Origin of the sequence: uncultured Metabacillus sp. (genome assembly GCF_947503125.1) — a bacterium.
Taxonomy (GTDB): domain Bacteria; phylum Bacillota; class Bacilli; order Bacillales; family Bacillaceae; genus Metabacillus.
This window is the reverse complement of the sequence record NZ_CANNCR010000032.1, coordinates 16,029-33,990: the sequence shown is the minus strand read 5'-3', so window position 1 is coordinate 33,990 and position 17,962 is coordinate 16,029. Positions and strand designations below refer to the sequence as shown.

Below are 17,962 nucleotides of genomic sequence, written 5' to 3'. Positions count from 1 at the left end.
CCTCTCGTTTGTCTTAAATGATCCTTCTAAACGTATGCTCCTCATAGATGTAAACCTATTTGGATATTTATTAAACACTAAGTATTTTTATTCAATCACCTGTAAAAAAAATGCTCAAGTTAATGAGCGATAGCTGTTTGCTGAGAAAAAGCTTTATCAATGATTTCAATTGCCTTATCAATTTCTTCATATGAAACGGTTAAAGGCGGGATCAGACGGATGACATTTGGACCTGCAGCAATGACGAGCAAATGCTGTTCTCTTAACTGATCAATCATAGCTCCAGCCTGTTTCTTACATTCTATCCCAATTAATAGCCCTTTTCCACGTATTTCTTTTACAAGTGGATGATTTCCTATTATTCTATTCAGCTTATTCACTAGATAGTCACTTTTTTCATTCACTTCTTTTAGAAAATCATCATTGAAAATTTTTGCTAGAGTTGCCTTTGCTGCTGCCATTGCAATTGGATTTCCGCCAAAAGTGGAACCATGGCTCCCTGCTTGAAAGGCTTCGATAAGCGATGCTTTACCAATCATGGCTCCAACAGGCAATCCATTTCCCAACCCCTTAGCAGATGTTATGATATCAGGGGAAATCCCGTAATGTTGGTAGCCAAAAGCCTTGCCTGTTCGGCCAATTCCTGTTTGGATTTCATCGATGATGAGTAAAGCACCAATACGCTTGCATGTTTCCGTAACTTTTCCAATAAATTCCTGTTGTGCTGGGATAACTCCGCCTTCTCCCTGAACAACCTCAAGCATAATGGCTGCCACATCATCCTCTAACTCCTCTAGTGCAGCTGCATCATTGTAAGGAAAATAGGTAAATGTTTGAAGAAGCGGTCCAAAGCCTTGCTGAATTTTTTCCTGACCTGTTGCAGACATCGTTGCAAATGTTCGGCCATGGAAGGATTGAAGGAACGTCACGATTTTCGATTTGCCTGTATGCTTTCTGGCAAGTTTTATCGCAGCTTCGTTTGCTTCTGCACCACTATTACAAAAGAAAACAGCATCTCCATCACTATTCTCAACGAGAACCTTCGCAACATCCTCTTGAATCGGCTGATGAAACATATTGGACGTATGCCAGTATTTTGCGAGCTGATCATGAACAGCCTGGATAATTTCCTCATTTGCATGACCTAAATTACATACAGCAATCCCTGAGACAAAATCTAAATATTTAGTGCCATTTTCATCAGTAACCCATGTGCCTTTTGCTTCTTTTACGGTAACATTCCATCTTGCATAGGTTGGAAATAAATAACTCATGACAAAACCTCCTTCTCGTTTACAATTTTAGTTCCCTTAAATTGGTCATCCTCGATAAATGCTTGCTGTCCACTGACAATCATGACCTCTTTACATACATCTGATAAGGTTGCAACAGCAGATTGCACCTTTGGGATCATGCCGCCAGTAATGACTTCGTTGTTAATCAGTGTTTCGATTTCAGATGGCGTAATTTTATCAATCAACTGCTTCTCTCCGTCCAAAATTCCAGGTACATCTGTTACGAATAAAAACTTTTCAGCTCCTATAGCATGGGCAATTGCTGCTGCAGCTAAGTCTGCATTGACATTTAGAGTCTCATTTGTCACAGTACGTGCAAGTGGCGCCATCACAGGTATATACCCATTTTCCATTAGCAATGAAACAATGGAGGTATCGACAGTTCTCACTTTACCAACTAAGCCTAATGTTTCTTTATTTAAATAATCAGCTTGTAAAGTCCTCCCATCACTACCTGATATTCCAATTGCTTTAAGTTCTTTTTGTTGTAACAGGTTTGTCAGCTGTTTATTAATCTTGCCTGCTAAAACCATTTCAGCAACTTCCAAAACAGCTTCTGTTGTTTTACGTTGCCCGCCTACGAACTCTGTCTCAATATTTAAAGCTTTCAGCATATTTGTGATATCTGGTCCGCCGCCATGGACAATCATGACCTTCCAGTTGTTCTCAACTAATGCATGTAAACTTTGAAAAAATGATTCTGACAATTGGTTTACTGTGCTTCCGCCACATTTTAATACGACTGTTTTTGACATTTTGATCTCCTTATGTTCTGTAACTTGCGTTTATTTTCACGTAATCATAGGTTAAATCACAGCCCCAAGCTTTGCCCGCTTCCTCTCCAACGCCCAGGTTAACTGAAATTTTCACTTGATCCTTTTTTAAGTAATCACTTGCTTCTTCCTCTGAAAAGAGTTGTGGGCTATTATTTGTAAATAAGCAAAGATCACCTAGATAAATATCGATGTTTTCCGGCTCGACTGCTGCTTCACTATAGCCGACTGCGCAAATAATTCTTCCCCAGTTTGCATCAGCACCATACACAGCTGTTTTTACCAAGCTTGAGCCAACGATTTTCTTCGCAACAAGATTTGCTTCCTGCTTCGTTTTCGCTCCTGTCACTTCAACCTCAATCAGCTTTGTTGCCCCTTCGCCATCTTTGGCAATCTGTTTGGCAAGCTCTTCACTAACCATTTGAAAGGCAGCTTTAAAATCATTCCACTGCGGATGGTTTTCATTTAATTGCTCATTTCCTGCTTGACCATTTGCGAGTACAAGCACCATGTCATTTGTTGAAGTATCGCCGTCCACTGTAATTTGGTTATATGTTTTATCAGTAATTTCTTTTAAGGCACCTTGCAAAGATGCTGAATCGATATTCGCATCAGTTGTCACAAAGGCAAGCATTGTCGCCATGTTTGGGTGAATCATGCCCGAACCCTTTGCAGCTCCGCCGATCGTCACCTTTTTCCCGTCAATCATCACCTCATAGCATGATGTTTTCATGACTAAATCTGTTGTAAGAATCGCTTGTTGGAATTCAACAGCCGCTTCCTTTGTCGCCTCTGGCTTTAATTGGTCGATCCCTTGGCGAATTTTATCCATTTTTAAAAATTCGCCGATAACACCCGTTGAAGCAACAGCTACATAGTGATTTTCAATCTGAAACAACTTCGCTGTTCGGTCTCTCATCTCGTATGCATCTTGAAGACCTTGTTCACCTGTACATGCATTGGCATTCGCACTGTTCACGATAATGGCTTGCAGGAGACCTTCCTTTGCAATACTTTCTTGTGTTACCTTTAATGGTGCTGCCTGAAAGTGACTTTGAGTATAAACTGCCGCACAATTAGCAGGAACTTCACTATAAATAACGCCTATATCATTTTTAGAATATCTTAATCCCGCGTGAACACCATCGGCTGAAAATCCTTTCGGTGTAACGACAGATCCATCTTCAATTTTTGTATAGCAAGGGGTTTCCTCTGTTTGTAACACTGCTTTTTCCTCCCTGGTTGTCATTATGGATAAATTGGTGCATGGAATAATCCGGTTGTTTCGTCAAATCCGTTCATAAGATTGAAGTTTTGTACCGCCTGACCTGCCGCACCCTTCATTAAATTATCAATGACCGATACAATCGTAACTCGGTTGGTACGCTCATCTATTTTTATACCTATATCGCAAAAGTTTGAACCGTAAACTTCTTTTGTTGATGGAAACTCGTTTTGCTTCCGAATGCGGACAAAAGGAGAGTCCGCATAAAATTCTTTATATAAATCTAGTAATTTTTCCGTCGTATGCGTATCTGTTAAACTAGCATAAATCGTTGACATAATTCCGCGTGTCATCGGAATTAAGTGTGTGCTAAAGGAAATATAAGAAACCGCGTCATTTAATGCGTGAAGCGCTTGTTCAATTTCCGGTACATGCTGATGCTCATGAACTTTATAGATCTTTACATTTTCGTTTACTTCAGAAAAATGAGTTGCTTGTGATGCATTACGTCCTGCACCTGAAACGCCTGTTTTTGCATCAACTATAATGGACTGCTCATGAATTCGTTTTTCCCGGACAACTGGTGCTAGACCTAATATCGTTGCAGTTGGAAAACATCCTGGATTTGCGAGTAAATCAGCCTTTGTTATGTCCGCTTTATTTAATTCGGAAAGACCGTATACAGCTTTCTCTAGAACATCTTCAGCTACACATTCACGTTTATACCACTTTTCATATTCGCTCTTATTTTTTAACCTTAAGTCCCCAGACAAATCGATGATCTTTACATCTGATCCAATAAATTGCGGTGATAAGGTTCTGGATACACCTGGCGGGGTCGCAAGAAATAAAACCTTTACGTTGTTTTTTATTTCATCCACGTCAATATTATTTAGTATATGGCTGCTTAAATCCGTTAAATGCGGAAACGAATGAATATATGGAACATCCATTTCAGAGGATGAATATAATATACACTCCTCTACATATGGATGATTAGACAAGATACGATATAGTTCGACTCCACCATAACCGGTAGCCCCGACAATTCCGACTTTCACCAAATCACCTTCTCTTGTTAAGTTCGATATCTTCTAAATTATTTCTCATTATAAATATGTATAAAAATAAAATCAAGCGTATAAAAAATATTTTTATGAATTTTTCAAAAAAATCCTTTAAAGATAGGATAAAGAACAATTTTTTCTCTCTGTATGCCAATTTATATATATGCATTGATTTGCATAAAAGAAGATCATTCTATTCGAATTTAAATAAAAAACACCAGTGAAGTATGTTTCCACTGATGTTTTTTATTATCTTATTGAATGCCTAAAGCAATTTTTGCAATTCTGGACATTTTATCCTTTGTCCATGGAGGACTCCAAACGATATTGACTTCAACTTCCTTTACTTCCGGGATATCATAAAGAGCATTTTTCACTTGCTCAACAATCGTGCCTGCCAAAGGACAGCCCATTGATGTCAAGGTCATCGTAACCTCTGTTTTCCCTTGTTCATCCATATCAACGTCGTATACAAGTCCAAGATTGACGATATCAACACCTAGCTCCGGATCGACAACTGTTTCAAGTGCTCCAAGTATATTTTCCTTTAATGCTTCATCCATGTTTACCGCTCCTCTCTTAAGATCGTACATCAAGTATAGTAAAGAAACCTTATAATTAAAAGGTAAATGCCTCTTGAATCCTGATTTGATGAAACTACAAATAACGGTCAAACCATTCCACCAACGCTAAAACCCCTTCGCGAGAAACCTTATGATCTGCTAACGGATCGGCAATAAACTTTAAATTTTCAGGTGTTTTTTCATACATCGGAATGATATCCTTGTAAAATTGAAAGGTAGGCGCAAATGGAACAACTTGATCTCGTTCCCCATGCCAAAATAATAATGGCCGGTTTTGCAGCTTTTCTTTATGAAGGCTTAAATCATATGGTTCTAAAAGCGAAAGCTGTTCTGCAATTTCTTCCTTTGATAAAGGCAATTCCACTCCGTTTTTCTCTAAAGTCGCTAACTGGTCCTTTAAAAGAAATGTAAAACAAGGGCTGCCCATAAGACTTACTGCTGCTTTGATCCAATCATATTGAGTTAAAGCACCTAAGGTAGTAATTCCTCCCATAGAGGTACCCGCTACCCCAATTCGTTGATTGTCAATCAACCCGCATTCCTCAAAATGCTCTTTAAGTATGTTAATTTCTTTTATTTCATTTAAAACGATTTTCCAAAACCTCATGCTTAATTCCTTTGTATCATGCTGTTTGCTTCGTTCACCATGATATATTGCTTCAGGAAGTACCACTCTAACTCCTTTTTCAGCTAAATAATAAGCATAATGCAAATTGTTTTCCTTCGCACTCGTAAAGCCATGGACAAAAATAACAAAAGGAGTTTTTTTATCCTTATCTGAATGATTTACAATATGTAGTAGTGGAATGTCTGCTACATTCATTTTTTCAATAATTACCAAGCTAAAACGCGCCTCCCTACTATTTTGCCTCTAATTCATTGTAACATGTAGACATGAAACTTGGAAAAAAGATACACTATTACTAAAGCGCAAGCGCCTTGATCAGCCTCGGGCAAATAAGCCACTCATGAATAGAAGGTGTACTTTACCTTCAATTCATGAGTGACTAGACCCTAGAGGGGCTAGGCGCTGGAGCTGGATGTCAAAAACTTAAACAATTTACAATAACAGTTTGATTTCGCAAAAGAAAAAACAAAATCTGTCGAAGATAAAAAGGAGACTGTATGGAAACGAAACCCTTCTTAATTGCTTTAGACTTAGACGGCACTCTTTTAAAGGACGATAAGACGATTTCACCGAATTCAAAGGAAGTCATTCAAAAGGCGATGGCAGCTGGGCATATTGTCTGTATTGCGACAGGAAGACCCTTTCGATCAAGCTCCATTTATTACGATGAATTACAACTTACAACCCCGATTGTTAATTTTAATGGGGCATTTGTCCATCACCCTCAAAACGATGAGTGGGGAACCTATCATACAACACTTGAACTGAAGGTTGTAAAAGAAATCATTGAGGCAGCAGAAAAGCATCGTATACATAATATGCTCGCTGAAATAGTGGATGATGTGTATTTCCATTATCATGATGAAAAGCTTTTAGATATCTTTAGCATGGGAAATCCTAAGGTTAAAATTGGGGACTTGCGAGAAAGCCTTGGAGATGATGTGACAAGCATCCTTATTCATGCTGATGAAAAGGATGTTGAAAAAATTAGAACCTATTTATCAGATGTGCATGCTGAAATTGTTGATCATAGAAGATGGGCAGCACCATGGCATGTTATAGAAATCATAAAGGCAGGAATTAATAAAGCGGTCGGCTTACAAAAGATTGCAGCCTATTATGACATTCCGGCAGAGAGAATTATTGCTTTCGGAGACGAGGATAATGACTTTGAAATGATTCAATATGCCGGACATGGGGTGGCTATGGGAAATGCAATAGATGAGCTTAAAGCGATTGCTAACCATGTTACTAAGTCAAATGAAGAGGATGGAATTGCCCATTATTTAAAAGGTGTTTTATCCCTTTAAACAGCGGTGTCAACGCAGATACAATTTGCCATTTATATATCCTTTCATTTCGTACAAAATAATATGGACGTTGAATCAACGTCACCATTTATAAAGGGGGGCTTTATCAATGGGTAACCGTAACAAGTCTAGACGTTTTGTTCAACAAGGCAAAGATACAGTTACTAAGCACGATGAGAGGTTCCCTTACCATACAACTTTATCAGAAGCTGAAGCACGTAATGCAAATAAAGCGATTGATACCCTTGGAGGGATATAAATGGGCAACCAATTGTTTCAACAAGCTCGAGAATCTGTTGCACATGCAGCTTCTATTGCAAGTGGAGCCGCTCAAGGTGATAAATACGAAGCGATCTTAAAAGCAAAAAATGCGTTATCCTCCGCGTATATGAATTGCACAGACGCAGAACGAGCCCAATTGCGAGAGTTTCAAAAAACAATTGATTCTATTTAGATCACTAAAGGTCTGACCCTTCTTAAATGAAAGGAGCAGACCTTTAGGTTTATTCAGGTATTTGAAATGATACTTTTTCAACAAGTTTTTCTTCATTGCGAGCTAAAATAGTTATTTCAGCCTCGTATTCACCAGGTTTTATCCCTTGACCTGTAAAATTCCATGCTTCATTCCATTTCATGCTCTCTTCCGGTTTTATAAGAGCATACTCCATCACCTGAGCAAACATTTTCCCTTGAGAATAACGATACACTTCTTGTTGATTTGCATCCCTGACGATGATTTCATACTTTTGGCTTGTAGAAAATTCAAGTTTTTTCGTCTCTGTTGTATGATTTGTGATCGTCAGCAAAAATTCGACTTGATCTGAAAAAGGATTTACGTCAACTTCAAAATCGAGCTCTTTTTTCTCCACATCTTCCGCCCCTTCTTCAACAATGGTATTTGCAGGATTTTCATTTCCATTTGCACAGCCTAGTAATAACAAAAGCATCATACCGAAAGCCAAAAACGACCTTCCCATTCCATTCACCTCATTAATCCTTTCTGAAGAAGCCCATTATTCCTGTTGTTTGAATAATATTTGTAAACGCATTTGGATCTACTTGCTTAATAATTCTCTCTAAATCATACAATTCATAACGAGTTATGACAATAATTAACATATCCTTTGGTTCGTTTGTAAAGCCTCCTTTAGCAGGAAGGGTGGTAATCCCTCTAACTAACTTGGCATGGATTGCCTTTTTAAGCTCATCCGCTTTTTTTGTTACAATCATCGCAGTAAGCTTAACATGTCTCGTATGGATTGTATCAATAACTCTTGTTGTTACATAAAGGGTCACAAGGGTATATAAGGCTTTTTCCCACCCATACAACAAACCGGCTGTTAAAATAATGATGGCATTTAATATAAAAAAGTAAGTACCTACAGGCTTATCCTTCATTCTGGAAAGAATCATTGCGATAATATCCAGTCCACCAGTGGAAGCACCAAATTTCAAGGTAATCCCCACACCAATTGCAAGAATGACACCCCCAAACACAGCATTAAGGATGATGTCTTCAGATAAAGATGCAATTGGAATAAACTCTAAAAATACAGTTGTCGCTGCTACGCTTAAAAAGCTATATAGGGTAAAGGATTTCCCTACCTTTTTCCACCCTAAAAAGGCAACCGGAATATTCAATAGTAATAATAGAATACCTGTGGAAAGATAAAAAGGAGTATATTGCTCAATTACGCTGGACAAAAGTTGAGAGACTCCTGTAAAACCGCTTGAATATACATTTGCCGGAATTAAAAACAAATTCAACGCAATTGCATTTAATAATGCTCCAATAAGGACAACAATTATTTTTTTGACTTCACCTTTTACCATGAATAAATTTCCCTCCTTGCATTCAAAATGCCTTACCCTTGTTGTTCCCATTTTTATAAGAAATGAATACAAAGATTGTATTTTAGGCGGGGCATGATAAACTAAAAAGAAAAGCGCAAGCGCCTTGAAGAACACAATAAAAGCGACAAAAATGCATAAAATTAAAATGAAACCTTACATACTATAAATTTTTTCACAATTATGAGAACAAAAATCTACTCAAATGAGGTGTTTGAATGAATGTACACATCATAGCCGATAGTGCGTGTGATTTACCGATCAACTATTTTGAAGAACATTCCATTTCATTTTTTCCACTCAGTGTAGAAATGAATGGAGAACAGCTCGCAGATCAAAAAGAAATAAAACCTAAGCAGCTTTATGATGCTATGAGAGAAGGAACAGTTGTCAAAACATCACAGGCATCCCCGCTTAGTTTAAAGGAACTATTTACCAGCTTAGCAACCAAAGGAATTCCAAGCCTTTATGTGGCATTTTCCTCAGAGCTTTCTGGCACATATCAAACGGCGATGATGATGCGCAATGAGGTGCTGGAAGAATATCCTGACTTCCATTTATCAATTGTTGATTCAAAGTGTGCTTCACTTGGACATGGTCTTGCTGTTAAATATGCAAAAGAGTTATCTGAAAAAGGGCAATCTTTAAGCGAAATCGAAACAGCCGTTACAAGCTACTGTTCAAAAATGGAGCATATCTTTACAGTTGATGATTTAGAATATTTAGCACGCGGAGGAAGAATCAGCAAAACATCTGCCTTTGTTGGAGGTCTTTTAAATATAAAGCCGTTGCTTCATGTGGAGAACGGAAAGCTTGTTCCGCTTGAAAAAATTCGCGGCCGCAAAAAGGTATTCAAGCGGATGATTGAAATCATGAGAGAACGGGGCGTGAACCTAAAAAATCAAACAATAGCAATTAGCCATGGTGATGACGAAAAAGCAGCAAATGAATTGAAGGAAATGATTGAAGAAGCATTCTCACCAAAGGAAATCTATATCAATTACGTTGGAGCAGTTGTTGGTGCACATGCAGGTCCCGGCACGCTAGCGGTCTTCTTCTTAAATGATGAACTATAATACATAGTTCTTCCTTATATGGGCATGATAAGGCTACATTCGTTTGAAAGGAGCTTTATCATGCCACACACTAGTGACAACGACAAAAAGGCAAAAGATAATAATGCGAAACGTCACGAAAAAAATATGATGCGCGAAAAAAACCGCCAAGCAGGCGAACATCAATATTCTAAGAGAACGGATCATAAATAATAGTAAAGAGGATGTCTCACTCTGAACTCTTCAGTGGAGTTTTGAGACATCCTCTTTTTAATCCTGCATTATTTTTCTGGACTCACATAAATGGTTAGGCAATTCATTTGCAGATCCATCCTGCCATAATGATAAACCTGATTACCGTGCAAAAAATAGTTTTGATCTTTTAAATTTTTATATTGTTCCCTAGTTAAGACTAATTCGTTATGTACACCATTTTCGACTGCCAGAACCTTTATTTCCATCCCCATACCAAATCCTTTTACCTGTTATATCGGTACTTTTAACCTATTCATTCTTTTAAAAATAGTATATTTTGTAGGACATAAAATCGCAAGATCTATGATTAAAGTCTTTTCTATATCCACAATTGGTAACGGTCCCCCGCTTAGCCTCAACCCACGTCACAACCTTATTGGTCGTTGTTTTCTTTAAAGTATGTCCAGCCATCCTGCTGATAGACTCTGCCATGTTTCATTAAGTGGCCTAAAGCACGTTTAAATGCTCCCTTACTTAGTCCAAATCGTTCCTTAATATCGTCTGGATCACTTTTATCTGTATAAGGCATGGCACCGCCTCTTTCCTGCATATATCCATAGATTCTTTCAGCATCACCGCTTAACGCTTCATGCTTACGTGGAAGTAAGCTAACATTAACCGTTCCATCCTCTTTCACATCGATCACTCGTCCCGTAACTGTCTCGCCTAAACGAGGTTCAATTGTCCTTTGTGATGAATGGATAAACCCTTTATATCCTTCTTCTGTTAAAATAAATGAACCTGCAACAATCATACGGTAGACCGTGCCTGTTACTTCTTTATTAAATATTGAACGATCAGCTTTTTTACTTAGCGGGACGACAATCTCCTCAGTTGCAAGTCGTGCAAAAAAGCGGCCATTTCCTGAAACCTTCAATGTACAGTAAAGTTTATCACCTGGCTTTGGCCATACCTCACGTAAATAAGGGAGATGATCTTTGGCCACAAGGGCATCCTTGCTTAAGCCAATATCGACAAATGCCCCGAATTCCTCGACAACATCGACTACCGTTACCCAAGCATATGTATCCTCTGTTATAAGCGGCTTTTTCATCGTGGCAGCTAAGCGGTCCTGTGCATCTAATACGAAAAAGACCTCAACCTCTTCACCTACTTCAATTTCCCCGACCACTTCATTATGATGTAAAAGTACACGCTCTTTTCCATCCGTTAAAAAATAACCAAAGTCGACCTTCTCATCTATTGTTAATGTTGCAAAAGTACCTGGCATCATCTTTATATCGATCCTTTCATCTTTAAGTAAAACGTAACCTAATCTCTCATCTTAATCATATCCATTACAGAACACAAGTCTCGTTTTGGATTGTAAAAAGTTGTGATCATTGTCTTATTTTACTATAATCTAACCATATTATATACATAATGGAGGATGAATATGGCGAAAGATAGTTCATTTGATATTGTATCCAAAGTCGAATTTCCTGAAGTTTCAAATGCAATCAATATTGCTATGAAAGAAATTGCCACGCGCTATGATTTTAAAAGAAGTAAAAGCAATATTACATTAGAGAAAGAAGAACTTATTTTAGTTTCTGATGATGAGTACAAGCTTGAGCAATTAAAAGATGTTTTGATCTCAAAGCTAATCAAGCGAAATGTCCCAATAAAAAACATTTCATACAAAAAAATCGAGAATGCATCAGGCGGAACTGTTCGTCAAAGAGCTGAACTAGTTTCCGGCATTGACAAAGAAAACGCGAAAAAAATCAATACTATCATTAAAAATACAGGATTAAAAGTCAAATCACAAATCCAGGATGATCAAATCCGTGTGACCGGAAAAAGCAGAGACGACCTCCAGCAAGTCATTGCCGCAATCAAAGGAGCCGACCTGCCAATTGATGTACAGTTTATTAATTACCGATAAGTAAAGACTGATTTTTACAATGGCAGTATCACAGCATGTGAGCTGCCTTTTTCTAACACAAATACTACTATTCCACCTTTTCCCATCTGTATTTTTCAATAAAAAATCATTTAACTATTGATATTTTTCGCAATATTAGATAAATTAGTTGTAACACTTTTCAAGATATTAAAGTAAATATGTTAATTTCATATCTTATCAAGAGAAGCTGAGGGACTGGCCCAATGAAGCTTCAGCAACCGGTCAACAACGAGTGAAGATCTCAGGATTCGGTGATTGTCTCAAAGTTCGAAAATAACCCTAAGTTGTTTTCTTTCAGCACCGAAAAATAATAAAAAATGAATCGAACAAAACGCACTTGTTTGTTCGAAGCATTTTTTATTATTTTTCACAAGGCTTGCTAACCAAGCCGCTGGCAAGCGTAAGCTTGCCGGTGCTGAAAGAAAACAAACAAAACTAAGATTGGGTCATTTCTTTCAACTTTTCAAAACAATCAACTTTTCACCCTCCTAAGATCTTCCGAGTGCCAAGGTGCTAATTCCAGCTAAGCATGTAAAATGCTTGAAAGATAAGGGGAAGCTTTGAATCATTCAGTCTTCTGCTTAAGAAGGCTTTTTTTATTAGAGATCGATTCAATCTATTTCCTCGCCACTTTATTAAATAGATCGGAGGCTTTTCAATGAGCTTTTTGGAAGACTTACAGAAAAAGATTTTAATTGGAGATGGAGCAATGGGAACAATGCTTTATACCCACGGTGTCGATCGCTGCTTTGAGGAATTAAATCTTTCAAAGCCTGAGGACGTGCTGCGTGTTCATCAAGCCTATATTCAAGCTGGTGCAGATGTCATTCAAACGAACACATATGGAGCAAATGATATTAAACTCTCACGTTACGGCTTAGAAGATGACATTAGACAAATTAACAAGCAAGCAGTACAAATCGCAAAACGGGCAGCAGCACCTTCAACATATGTCTTTGGCACAATCGGCGGTGTTCGTACCTTTAAGAAGAGCGCACATACTCTAGAAGAAATTAAGCGAAACTTCAGAGAACAGCTTTTTATTCTCTTAAATGAGGATGTCGACGGGATTTTATTAGAAACCTACTATGATTTAGAAGAAATGAAAACGGTCCTGCAAATCGCAAAAAAGGAAACAAACAAACCGATCATTGCCAATGTATCCCTTCATGAAGCGGGTGTCCTTCAAGATGGAACAACCGTAACAAATGCCTTTTCCCTTCTAGAGGAGCTTGGTGCAAATGTCATTGGCTTAAACTGTCATTTAGGGCCATATCATATGATTCAATCTCTTGAAGAAGTACCGCTTCTGGGTCATGCCTATTTATCAGTGTTTCCAAACAGCAGCCTGCCTGCCTTTAATGAAGGACGTCTAGTCTATGAATCTGATGAAGGTTATTTTAGAGAGAGTGCACAAAAGTTTAGAGAGCAAGGAGTTCGTTTAATAGGCGGATGCTGCGGTACAACCCCAAAGCATATTCAAGCAATGGCTAAGGCAGTTTCCCATTTAGCTCCTGTTACTGAAAAAAAGGTGAAAGCTCCTAAGCAACAGCAAGAAACGATTGTTACAAAAAATAATGAAACTCTTCCGCCTCTGCAAGAAATGGTTAAGCAAAAACGTTCTGTCATTGTTGAGCTTGATCCTCCGAAAAAGCTTGGGATGAATGTATTCCTTGAAGGCGCACAAGCATTGCAAAATGCTGGTATCGATGCCTTAACCCTTGCGGATAACTCGCTTGCCTCTCCGCGGATAAGCAATTTGGCTGCTGGAATACTAGCAAAAGAAAAAACCGGTGGAAGAATGCTAATTCATATTACATGTCGTGACCGCAACCTAATTGGACTACAATCTCATTTAATGGGCTTGCATTCTTTAGGATTAACAGACGTATTAGCAATAACCGGGGACCCTTCGAAAATCGGCGATTTCCCTGGAGCAACATCTGTTTATGATTTATCATCATTTGATTTAATCAGTTTAATTAAACAATTTAATGAGGGTGTATCTTATTCTGGAAAACCATTAGGAGCGAAAACAAATTTCTCAGTTGCCGCTGCTTTTAATCCAAATGTACGCCACTTAGACAAAGCAGTTGTAAGGCTTGAAAAGAAAATTGCCCATGGTGCAGATTATTTTATCTCACAGCCGCTATATTCAAATCAGCAAATCATTGATGTTTATGAAGCGACACGCGAGCTGAAGGCACCGATCTATATTGGCATCATGCCGTTAACTTCAAGTCGTAACGCTGAATTTATTCATAATGAAATTCCGGGCATTAAATTATCAGATTCCATTCGCGAAAAAATGGCTGCTGCAGGAACGGATAAAGAAAAAGCACGTCAAGAAGGCCTTGCCATTGCCAAGGATTTGATTGATACAGCATTTGATTTATTCAATGGCATTTATTTAATTACTCCATTCCTACAATACGACCTTACAGTGGAGCTTACAAATTACATCCATGAAAAGGAAAAACAACTGGCTGAAAGGAAGATTACACATGTGTAGCATCAGGGATGAACTAAAGAAACGAATCCTTGTACTTGACGGTGCAATGGGTACAATGATTCAAGCTGCAAATCTCACACCGGCTGATTTTGGCGGGGAAGAATATGAAGGCTGTAATGAATATTTAACATTAACAGCTCCAACAACAATCGAAAAAATCCATGAAGCCTACCTCGAAGCAGGCTCAGATATTATTTCCACAAACACATTCGGTGCTACCGGTTTAGTCTTAGACGAATATGAATTGGGCTCACTGGCTCTCGAGCTTAATATTGAATCAGCGAAACTTGCAAAAAAAGCCGCTGAAAAATACTCAACACCCGAGAAACCGAGATTTGTTGCCGGTGCAATGGGTCCAACAACAAAAACATTATCTGTTACAGGTGGTACAACCTTTGATACATTGGTCGATAACTACGAGGAACAAGCCAGAGGATTAATCATTGGCGGAGCAGATGTTCTTCTCCTTGAAACAAGCCAGGATATGCTAAATGTAAAAGCTGGTTTTATCGGGATCCAAAAGGCTTTTGAACAAACAGGGAAAGAACTTCCGCTTATGGTATCTGGAACAATTGAACCGATGGGAACAACATTAGCCGGTCAAGATATTGAAGCATTTTATATCTCCTTAGAGCATATGAAGCCAATTTCTGTTGGTCTAAACTGTGCAACAGGTCCTGAATTTATGACAGACCATATTCGAACGCTTTCTGGATTGGCTAGCACAGCTGTAAGCTGCTATCCAAATGCAGGGCTGCCTGATGAAGAAGGCAACTACCATGAATCACCTGAATCACTTGCGAAAAAGCTTGTTGGCTTTGCTGAACAAGGCTGGTTGAATCTTGTTGGCGGCTGCTGTGGTACAACACCTGAGCACATTAAAGCTATTTCAGAAGCCGTTTCTGCTATTCCTCCACGCAGAATTGAGGAGGTTTCAAACGGTCATACTGTGTCAGGTATTGATGCGCTTCTTTATGAAGAAGGAATGCGTCCATTATTTGTTGGAGAACGGACAAATGTCATCGGCTCTCGTAAATTCAAACGATTAATTGCTGAACAAAAATTTGAAGAAGCTTCAGAGATTGCTAGAGCACAGGTAAAAAATGGAGCACATGTTATCGATATCTGCTTGGCAGACCCAGATCGCGATGAAATGGAAGACATGGAAGCATTCATTAAAGAGGTTGTAAAAAAAGTAAAGGCACCGCTTGTGATTGACTCAACAGATGAAAAAGTAATCGAACAAGCTTTAAAGTACTCGCAAGGAAAAGCGATTATCAACTCGATTAACCTTGAAGATGGAGAAGAACGGTTTGATGCAATTGTCCCGCTTGTTAAAAAATATGGCGGTGCATTAGTTGTTGGGACGATTGATGAAGACGGCATGGCCTTAACTGCTGAAAAGAAGCTTGAAGTGGCGATTCGCTCACATGACCTTCTTGTTAAAAAACATGGCTTAAAAGCTAGTGATTTAATATTCGACCCGCTCGTATTTCCGGTCGGAACTGGTGATGAACAGTATATTGGTTCTGCAAATGAAACGGTGCGCGGCATTCAGCTTATTAAGGAACGCTTGCCGGAATGCTTAACCATCCTAGGAGTTAGTAACGTATCCTTCGGTCTTCCGCCTGTTGGACGCGAGGTATTAAATGCCGTTTATTTATACCACTGTACACAAGCAGGTCTTGACTATGCGATTGTTAACACAGAAAAACTAGAACGATTTGCCTCCATTCCTAAAGAGGAAATTCAGATGGCTGAAGATCTATTGTTTAAAACAACAGATGAAACATTAGCAACGTTTACGAACTTCTATCGCGGCAAGAAAAAAGAGGACAAAAAGCCTGTTCAAAATCTTAATTTAGAAGAACGGCTTGCCAATTATATCGTAGAAGGAACGAAAGAAGGACTTATTCCCGATTTAGAATTGGCACTTAAAAAGTATCCTGATCCTCTATCGATCATTAATGGACCACTTATGGCCGGAATGGCTGAGGTTGGTGCCTTATTTAATGACAATCAATTAATTGTTGCCGAAGTACTTCAAAGTGCAGAGGTCATGAAAGCATCGGTGTCCTTTTTAGAGCAATATATGGAGAAAAAAGATGACAGCGGAAAAGGGAAAATACTTCTTGCAACCGTAAAAGGTGATGTTCACGATATCGGAAAAAACCTTGTAGATATTATTTTAAGCAATAACGGCTATAAGGTTATCGACCTTGGCATTAAGGTTACACCTCAAACCCTAATCCAAGCAGTAAAGGATGAAAAGCCTGATTTAATTGGATTATCAGGTCTTTTAGTAAAATCCGCCCAGCAAATGGTGATTACCGCTCAAGACTTGCAAGAAGCAAATTGCAATCTGCCAATTTTAGTCGGCGGTGCTGCCCTTTCAAGGAAATTTACAAAAATGAAAATAGCACCACAATATAAGGGGCCTGTTGTATATGCGAAGGATGCGATGGATGGTTTATCGTTAGCGAATCAATTACGAACGACACCAGAGCTATTCGCTGAAAAAGAAGCAGCGGTAACGGAAGAAGCCAAACCAAAGGCTGCACCGACAAAAGCTGTTACCGAGCTCTTTGAAAAACGCGGAAACCTAAGCGAAGCACCAATCTTCACGCCTGTTGATACGAAGCGTCACATTTTGAAGGATATTGACCTAACGCAAATTATCCCGTATGTGAACATGCAAATGTTAATTGGCCACCACCTTGGATTAAAAGGAAAGGTCAAGGAATTGGTGAAAAAGAAGGATCCAAAAGCGATGGAACTATTCGAGCTAGTTAAGGAGCTGCTGAAGGATGGTGCAAAAAAGCAGTGGTTTAAACCAGCTGCTGCTTATCAATTTTTCCCATCCTATAGCGAAGGGAACAAATTGCATATACTTGATCCAAATGATACGACGACCATACTGCAAACATTTGATTTTCCTAGACAGGAAAAGATGCCATATCGTTGTATTTCAGACTATGTTCGCCCTAAACAGGACGATGGTTTTGATTATGTTGCAATGTTTGCTGTTACAGCTGGAAGCCAAATTCGCGAGCTGGCACAAGGCTTTAAAGAACAAGGTGATTATCTAAAGAGCCATGCCGTTCAAGCCCTTGCCTTGGAGCTTGCTGAAGGATTAGCAGAGAGAACGCATCAACTCATTCGTGACCGTTGGGGCTTCCCTGACGCACCTGACTTCACAATGGATCAACGATTCTCCGCAAAATACCAGGGACAACGATATTCATTCGGTTACCCTGCATGTCCGGACCTAGAGGATCAAGAAAAACTCTTTAACCTATTGCGCCCAGAAGATATCGGCATTCAATTAACAGAAGGCTTTATGATGGAGCCTGAAGCCTCTGTTACAGCGATAGTTGTTTCACATCCAGACGCGAAATATTTTAATGTTATGTAATTCATGATGAAGAGCCCTGAAGCCTGTTGCTTCAGAGCTCTTTTTTTGAGGTACGAATTACGGAGGAACTGTGCTCATACGAG

General features: G+C 38.9%; 18 protein-coding genes and 1 riboswitch. Of the genes, 8 read left to right on the top strand and 10 right to left on the bottom strand.

Annotated elements, in window-relative coordinates:
- Nucleotides 1-119: 119 nt before the first annotated feature.
- The 6 genes from Q1B07_RS17795 to yjfP form a co-directional block, all read right to left on the bottom strand.
- The gene (locus tag Q1B07_RS17795; RefSeq protein WP_299092658.1) at nucleotides 120-1,274 is read right to left on the bottom strand and encodes an acetylornithine transaminase; all 1,155 of its coding nucleotides are present in this window, start codon (nucleotides 1,272-1,274) and stop codon (nucleotides 120-122) included.
- Nucleotides 1,271-2,050 (bottom strand): acetylglutamate kinase, encoded by a 780-nt coding sequence (gene argB / locus Q1B07_RS17790; protein WP_299092659.1) that lies wholly within the window; start codon nucleotides 2,048-2,050, stop codon nucleotides 1,271-1,273. The genes Q1B07_RS17795 and argB overlap by 4 nt, the downstream gene beginning before the upstream one ends.
- Before the next feature lie 10 nt (nucleotides 2,051-2,060).
- Nucleotides 2,061-3,293: a bifunctional ornithine acetyltransferase/N-acetylglutamate synthase gene (gene argJ, locus Q1B07_RS17785; protein WP_299092660.1), complete on the bottom strand. Its 1,233-nt coding sequence runs from the start codon at nucleotides 3,291-3,293 to the stop codon at nucleotides 2,061-2,063.
- Between the two features lie 23 nt (nucleotides 3,294-3,316).
- Nucleotides 3,317-4,354: an N-acetyl-gamma-glutamyl-phosphate reductase gene (gene argC, locus Q1B07_RS17780; protein ID WP_299092661.1), complete on the bottom strand. Its 1,038-nt coding sequence runs from the start codon at nucleotides 4,352-4,354 to the stop codon at nucleotides 3,317-3,319.
- Between the two features lie 260 nt (nucleotides 4,355-4,614).
- The gene (locus Q1B07_RS17775; RefSeq protein WP_299092662.1) at nucleotides 4,615-4,923 is read right to left on the bottom strand and encodes a metal-sulfur cluster assembly factor; all 309 of its coding nucleotides are present in this window, start codon (nucleotides 4,921-4,923) and stop codon (nucleotides 4,615-4,617) included.
- A 94-nt stretch (nucleotides 4,924-5,017) separates the two neighbouring features.
- Entirely contained in the window at nucleotides 5,018-5,785 is a 768-nt protein-coding gene (yjfP, locus tag Q1B07_RS17770; protein ID WP_299092664.1) for an esterase, read from the bottom strand.
- A 284-nt stretch (nucleotides 5,786-6,069) separates the two neighbouring features.
- Here yjfP and Q1B07_RS17765 point away from each other — a divergent pair, with 284 nt between their 5' ends.
- From Q1B07_RS17765 to Q1B07_RS17755, 3 genes are all read left to right on the top strand, one after another.
- Entirely contained in the window at nucleotides 6,070-6,882 is an 813-nt protein-coding gene (locus Q1B07_RS17765) for a Cof-type HAD-IIB family hydrolase (protein ID WP_299092666.1), read from the top strand.
- 109 nt (nucleotides 6,883-6,991) lie between these two features.
- The gene (locus tag Q1B07_RS17760; protein WP_299092668.1) at nucleotides 6,992-7,141 is read left to right on the top strand and encodes a hypothetical protein; all 150 of its coding nucleotides are present in this window, start codon (nucleotides 6,992-6,994) and stop codon (nucleotides 7,139-7,141) included.
- On the top strand, nucleotides 7,142-7,336 hold the full coding sequence (locus Q1B07_RS17755; RefSeq protein WP_299092670.1) for a DUF3813 domain-containing protein: 195 nt from the start codon (nucleotides 7,142-7,144) through the stop codon (nucleotides 7,334-7,336). It abuts the gene before it with no gap.
- 49 nt (nucleotides 7,337-7,385) lie between these two features.
- Here Q1B07_RS17755 and Q1B07_RS17750 read toward each other — a convergent pair whose 3' ends face one another.
- Nucleotides 7,386-7,859 (bottom strand): BsuPI-related putative proteinase inhibitor, encoded by a 474-nt coding sequence (locus tag Q1B07_RS17750; RefSeq protein WP_299092672.1) that lies wholly within the window; start codon nucleotides 7,857-7,859, stop codon nucleotides 7,386-7,388.
- A gap of 13 nt (nucleotides 7,860-7,872) precedes the next feature.
- The gene (locus Q1B07_RS17745) at nucleotides 7,873-8,715 is read right to left on the bottom strand and encodes a YitT family protein (RefSeq protein ID WP_299092673.1); all 843 of its coding nucleotides are present in this window, start codon (nucleotides 8,713-8,715) and stop codon (nucleotides 7,873-7,875) included.
- A gap of 236 nt (nucleotides 8,716-8,951) precedes the next feature.
- On the opposite strand from Q1B07_RS17745, the gene Q1B07_RS17740 reads away from it, so the two are divergent.
- Together Q1B07_RS17740 and Q1B07_RS17735 are read left to right on the top strand one after the other, a co-directional pair.
- Complete coding sequence (locus Q1B07_RS17740) at nucleotides 8,952-9,809, top strand: DegV family protein (RefSeq protein WP_299092674.1); 858 nt, start codon at nucleotides 8,952-8,954, stop codon at nucleotides 9,807-9,809.
- 60 nt (nucleotides 9,810-9,869) lie between these two features.
- On the top strand, nucleotides 9,870-10,001 hold the full coding sequence (locus Q1B07_RS17735) for a DUF3941 domain-containing protein (RefSeq protein WP_299092676.1): 132 nt from the start codon (nucleotides 9,870-9,872) through the stop codon (nucleotides 9,999-10,001).
- A 68-nt stretch (nucleotides 10,002-10,069) separates the two neighbouring features.
- Here Q1B07_RS17735 and Q1B07_RS17730 read toward each other — a convergent pair whose 3' ends face one another.
- Nucleotides 10,070-10,255 (bottom strand): hypothetical protein, encoded by a 186-nt coding sequence (locus Q1B07_RS17730; RefSeq protein WP_299833193.1) that lies wholly within the window; start codon nucleotides 10,253-10,255, stop codon nucleotides 10,070-10,072.
- A gap of 161 nt (nucleotides 10,256-10,416) precedes the next feature.
- Complete coding sequence (locus Q1B07_RS17725; protein WP_299092679.1) at nucleotides 10,417-11,277, bottom strand: S1-like domain-containing RNA-binding protein; 861 nt, start codon at nucleotides 11,275-11,277, stop codon at nucleotides 10,417-10,419.
- A gap of 162 nt (nucleotides 11,278-11,439) precedes the next feature.
- On the opposite strand from Q1B07_RS17725, the gene Q1B07_RS17720 reads away from it, so the two are divergent.
- From Q1B07_RS17720 to metH, 3 genes are all read left to right on the top strand, one after another.
- Nucleotides 11,440-11,931 (top strand): YajQ family cyclic di-GMP-binding protein, encoded by a 492-nt coding sequence (locus Q1B07_RS17720; protein WP_299092680.1) that lies wholly within the window; start codon nucleotides 11,440-11,442, stop codon nucleotides 11,929-11,931.
- A gap of 192 nt (nucleotides 11,932-12,123) precedes the next feature.
- Nucleotides 12,124-12,506: riboswitch (SAM riboswitch) on the top strand.
- A gap of 104 nt (nucleotides 12,507-12,610) precedes the next feature.
- Nucleotides 12,611-14,464 carry a bifunctional homocysteine S-methyltransferase/methylenetetrahydrofolate reductase gene (locus Q1B07_RS17715; protein ID WP_299092682.1) on the top strand — a complete coding sequence of 618 codons (1,854 nt, stop codon included), beginning with the start codon at nucleotides 12,611-12,613 and terminating at the stop codon, nucleotides 14,462-14,464.
- A complete protein-coding gene (metH, locus tag Q1B07_RS17710) occupies nucleotides 14,457-17,879 on the top strand; it encodes a methionine synthase (protein WP_299092684.1) in 3,423 nt (1,140 codons plus the stop codon). The genes Q1B07_RS17715 and metH overlap by 8 nt, the downstream gene beginning before the upstream one ends.
- The last annotated feature ends 83 nt before the right edge of the window (nucleotides 17,880-17,962 follow it).

Coding starts and splice junctions, on each gene's coding strand:
- Q1B07_RS17720 (WP_299092680.1), top strand. CDS start 11,440: ATGGCGAAAGATAGTTCATTTGATATTGTATCCAAAGTCGAATTTCCT.
- Q1B07_RS17725 (WP_299092679.1), bottom strand. CDS start 11,277: ATGATGCCAGGTACTTTTGCAACATTAACAATAGATGAGAAGGTCGAC.
- Q1B07_RS17735 (WP_299092676.1), top strand. CDS start 9,870: ATGCCACACACTAGTGACAACGACAAAAAGGCAAAAGATAATAATGCG.
- Q1B07_RS17755 (WP_299092670.1), top strand. CDS start 7,142: ATGGGCAACCAATTGTTTCAACAAGCTCGAGAATCTGTTGCACATGCA.
- Q1B07_RS17715 (WP_299092682.1), top strand. CDS start 12,611: ATGAGCTTTTTGGAAGACTTACAGAAAAAGATTTTAATTGGAGATGGA.
- Q1B07_RS17775 (WP_299092662.1), bottom strand. CDS start 4,923: ATGGATGAAGCATTAAAGGAAAATATACTTGGAGCACTTGAAACAGTT.
- Q1B07_RS17745 (WP_299092673.1), bottom strand. CDS start 8,715: ATGGTAAAAGGTGAAGTCAAAAAAATAATTGTTGTCCTTATTGGAGCA.
- argB (WP_299092659.1), bottom strand. CDS start 2,050: ATGTCAAAAACAGTCGTATTAAAATGTGGCGGAAGCACAGTAAACCAA.
- Q1B07_RS17730 (WP_299833193.1), bottom strand. CDS start 10,255: ATGGGGATGGAAATAAAGGTTCTGGCAGTCGAAAATGGTGTACATAAC.
- Q1B07_RS17795 (WP_299092658.1), bottom strand. CDS start 1,274: ATGAGTTATTTATTTCCAACCTATGCAAGATGGAATGTTACCGTAAAA.
- Q1B07_RS17765 (WP_299092666.1), top strand. CDS start 6,070: ATGGAAACGAAACCCTTCTTAATTGCTTTAGACTTAGACGGCACTCTT.
- Q1B07_RS17760 (WP_299092668.1), top strand. CDS start 6,992: ATGGGTAACCGTAACAAGTCTAGACGTTTTGTTCAACAAGGCAAAGAT.
- metH (WP_299092684.1), top strand. CDS start 14,457: ATGTGTAGCATCAGGGATGAACTAAAGAAACGAATCCTTGTACTTGAC.
- Q1B07_RS17740 (WP_299092674.1), top strand. CDS start 8,952: ATGAATGTACACATCATAGCCGATAGTGCGTGTGATTTACCGATCAAC.
- Q1B07_RS17750 (WP_299092672.1), bottom strand. CDS start 7,859: ATGGGAAGGTCGTTTTTGGCTTTCGGTATGATGCTTTTGTTATTACTA.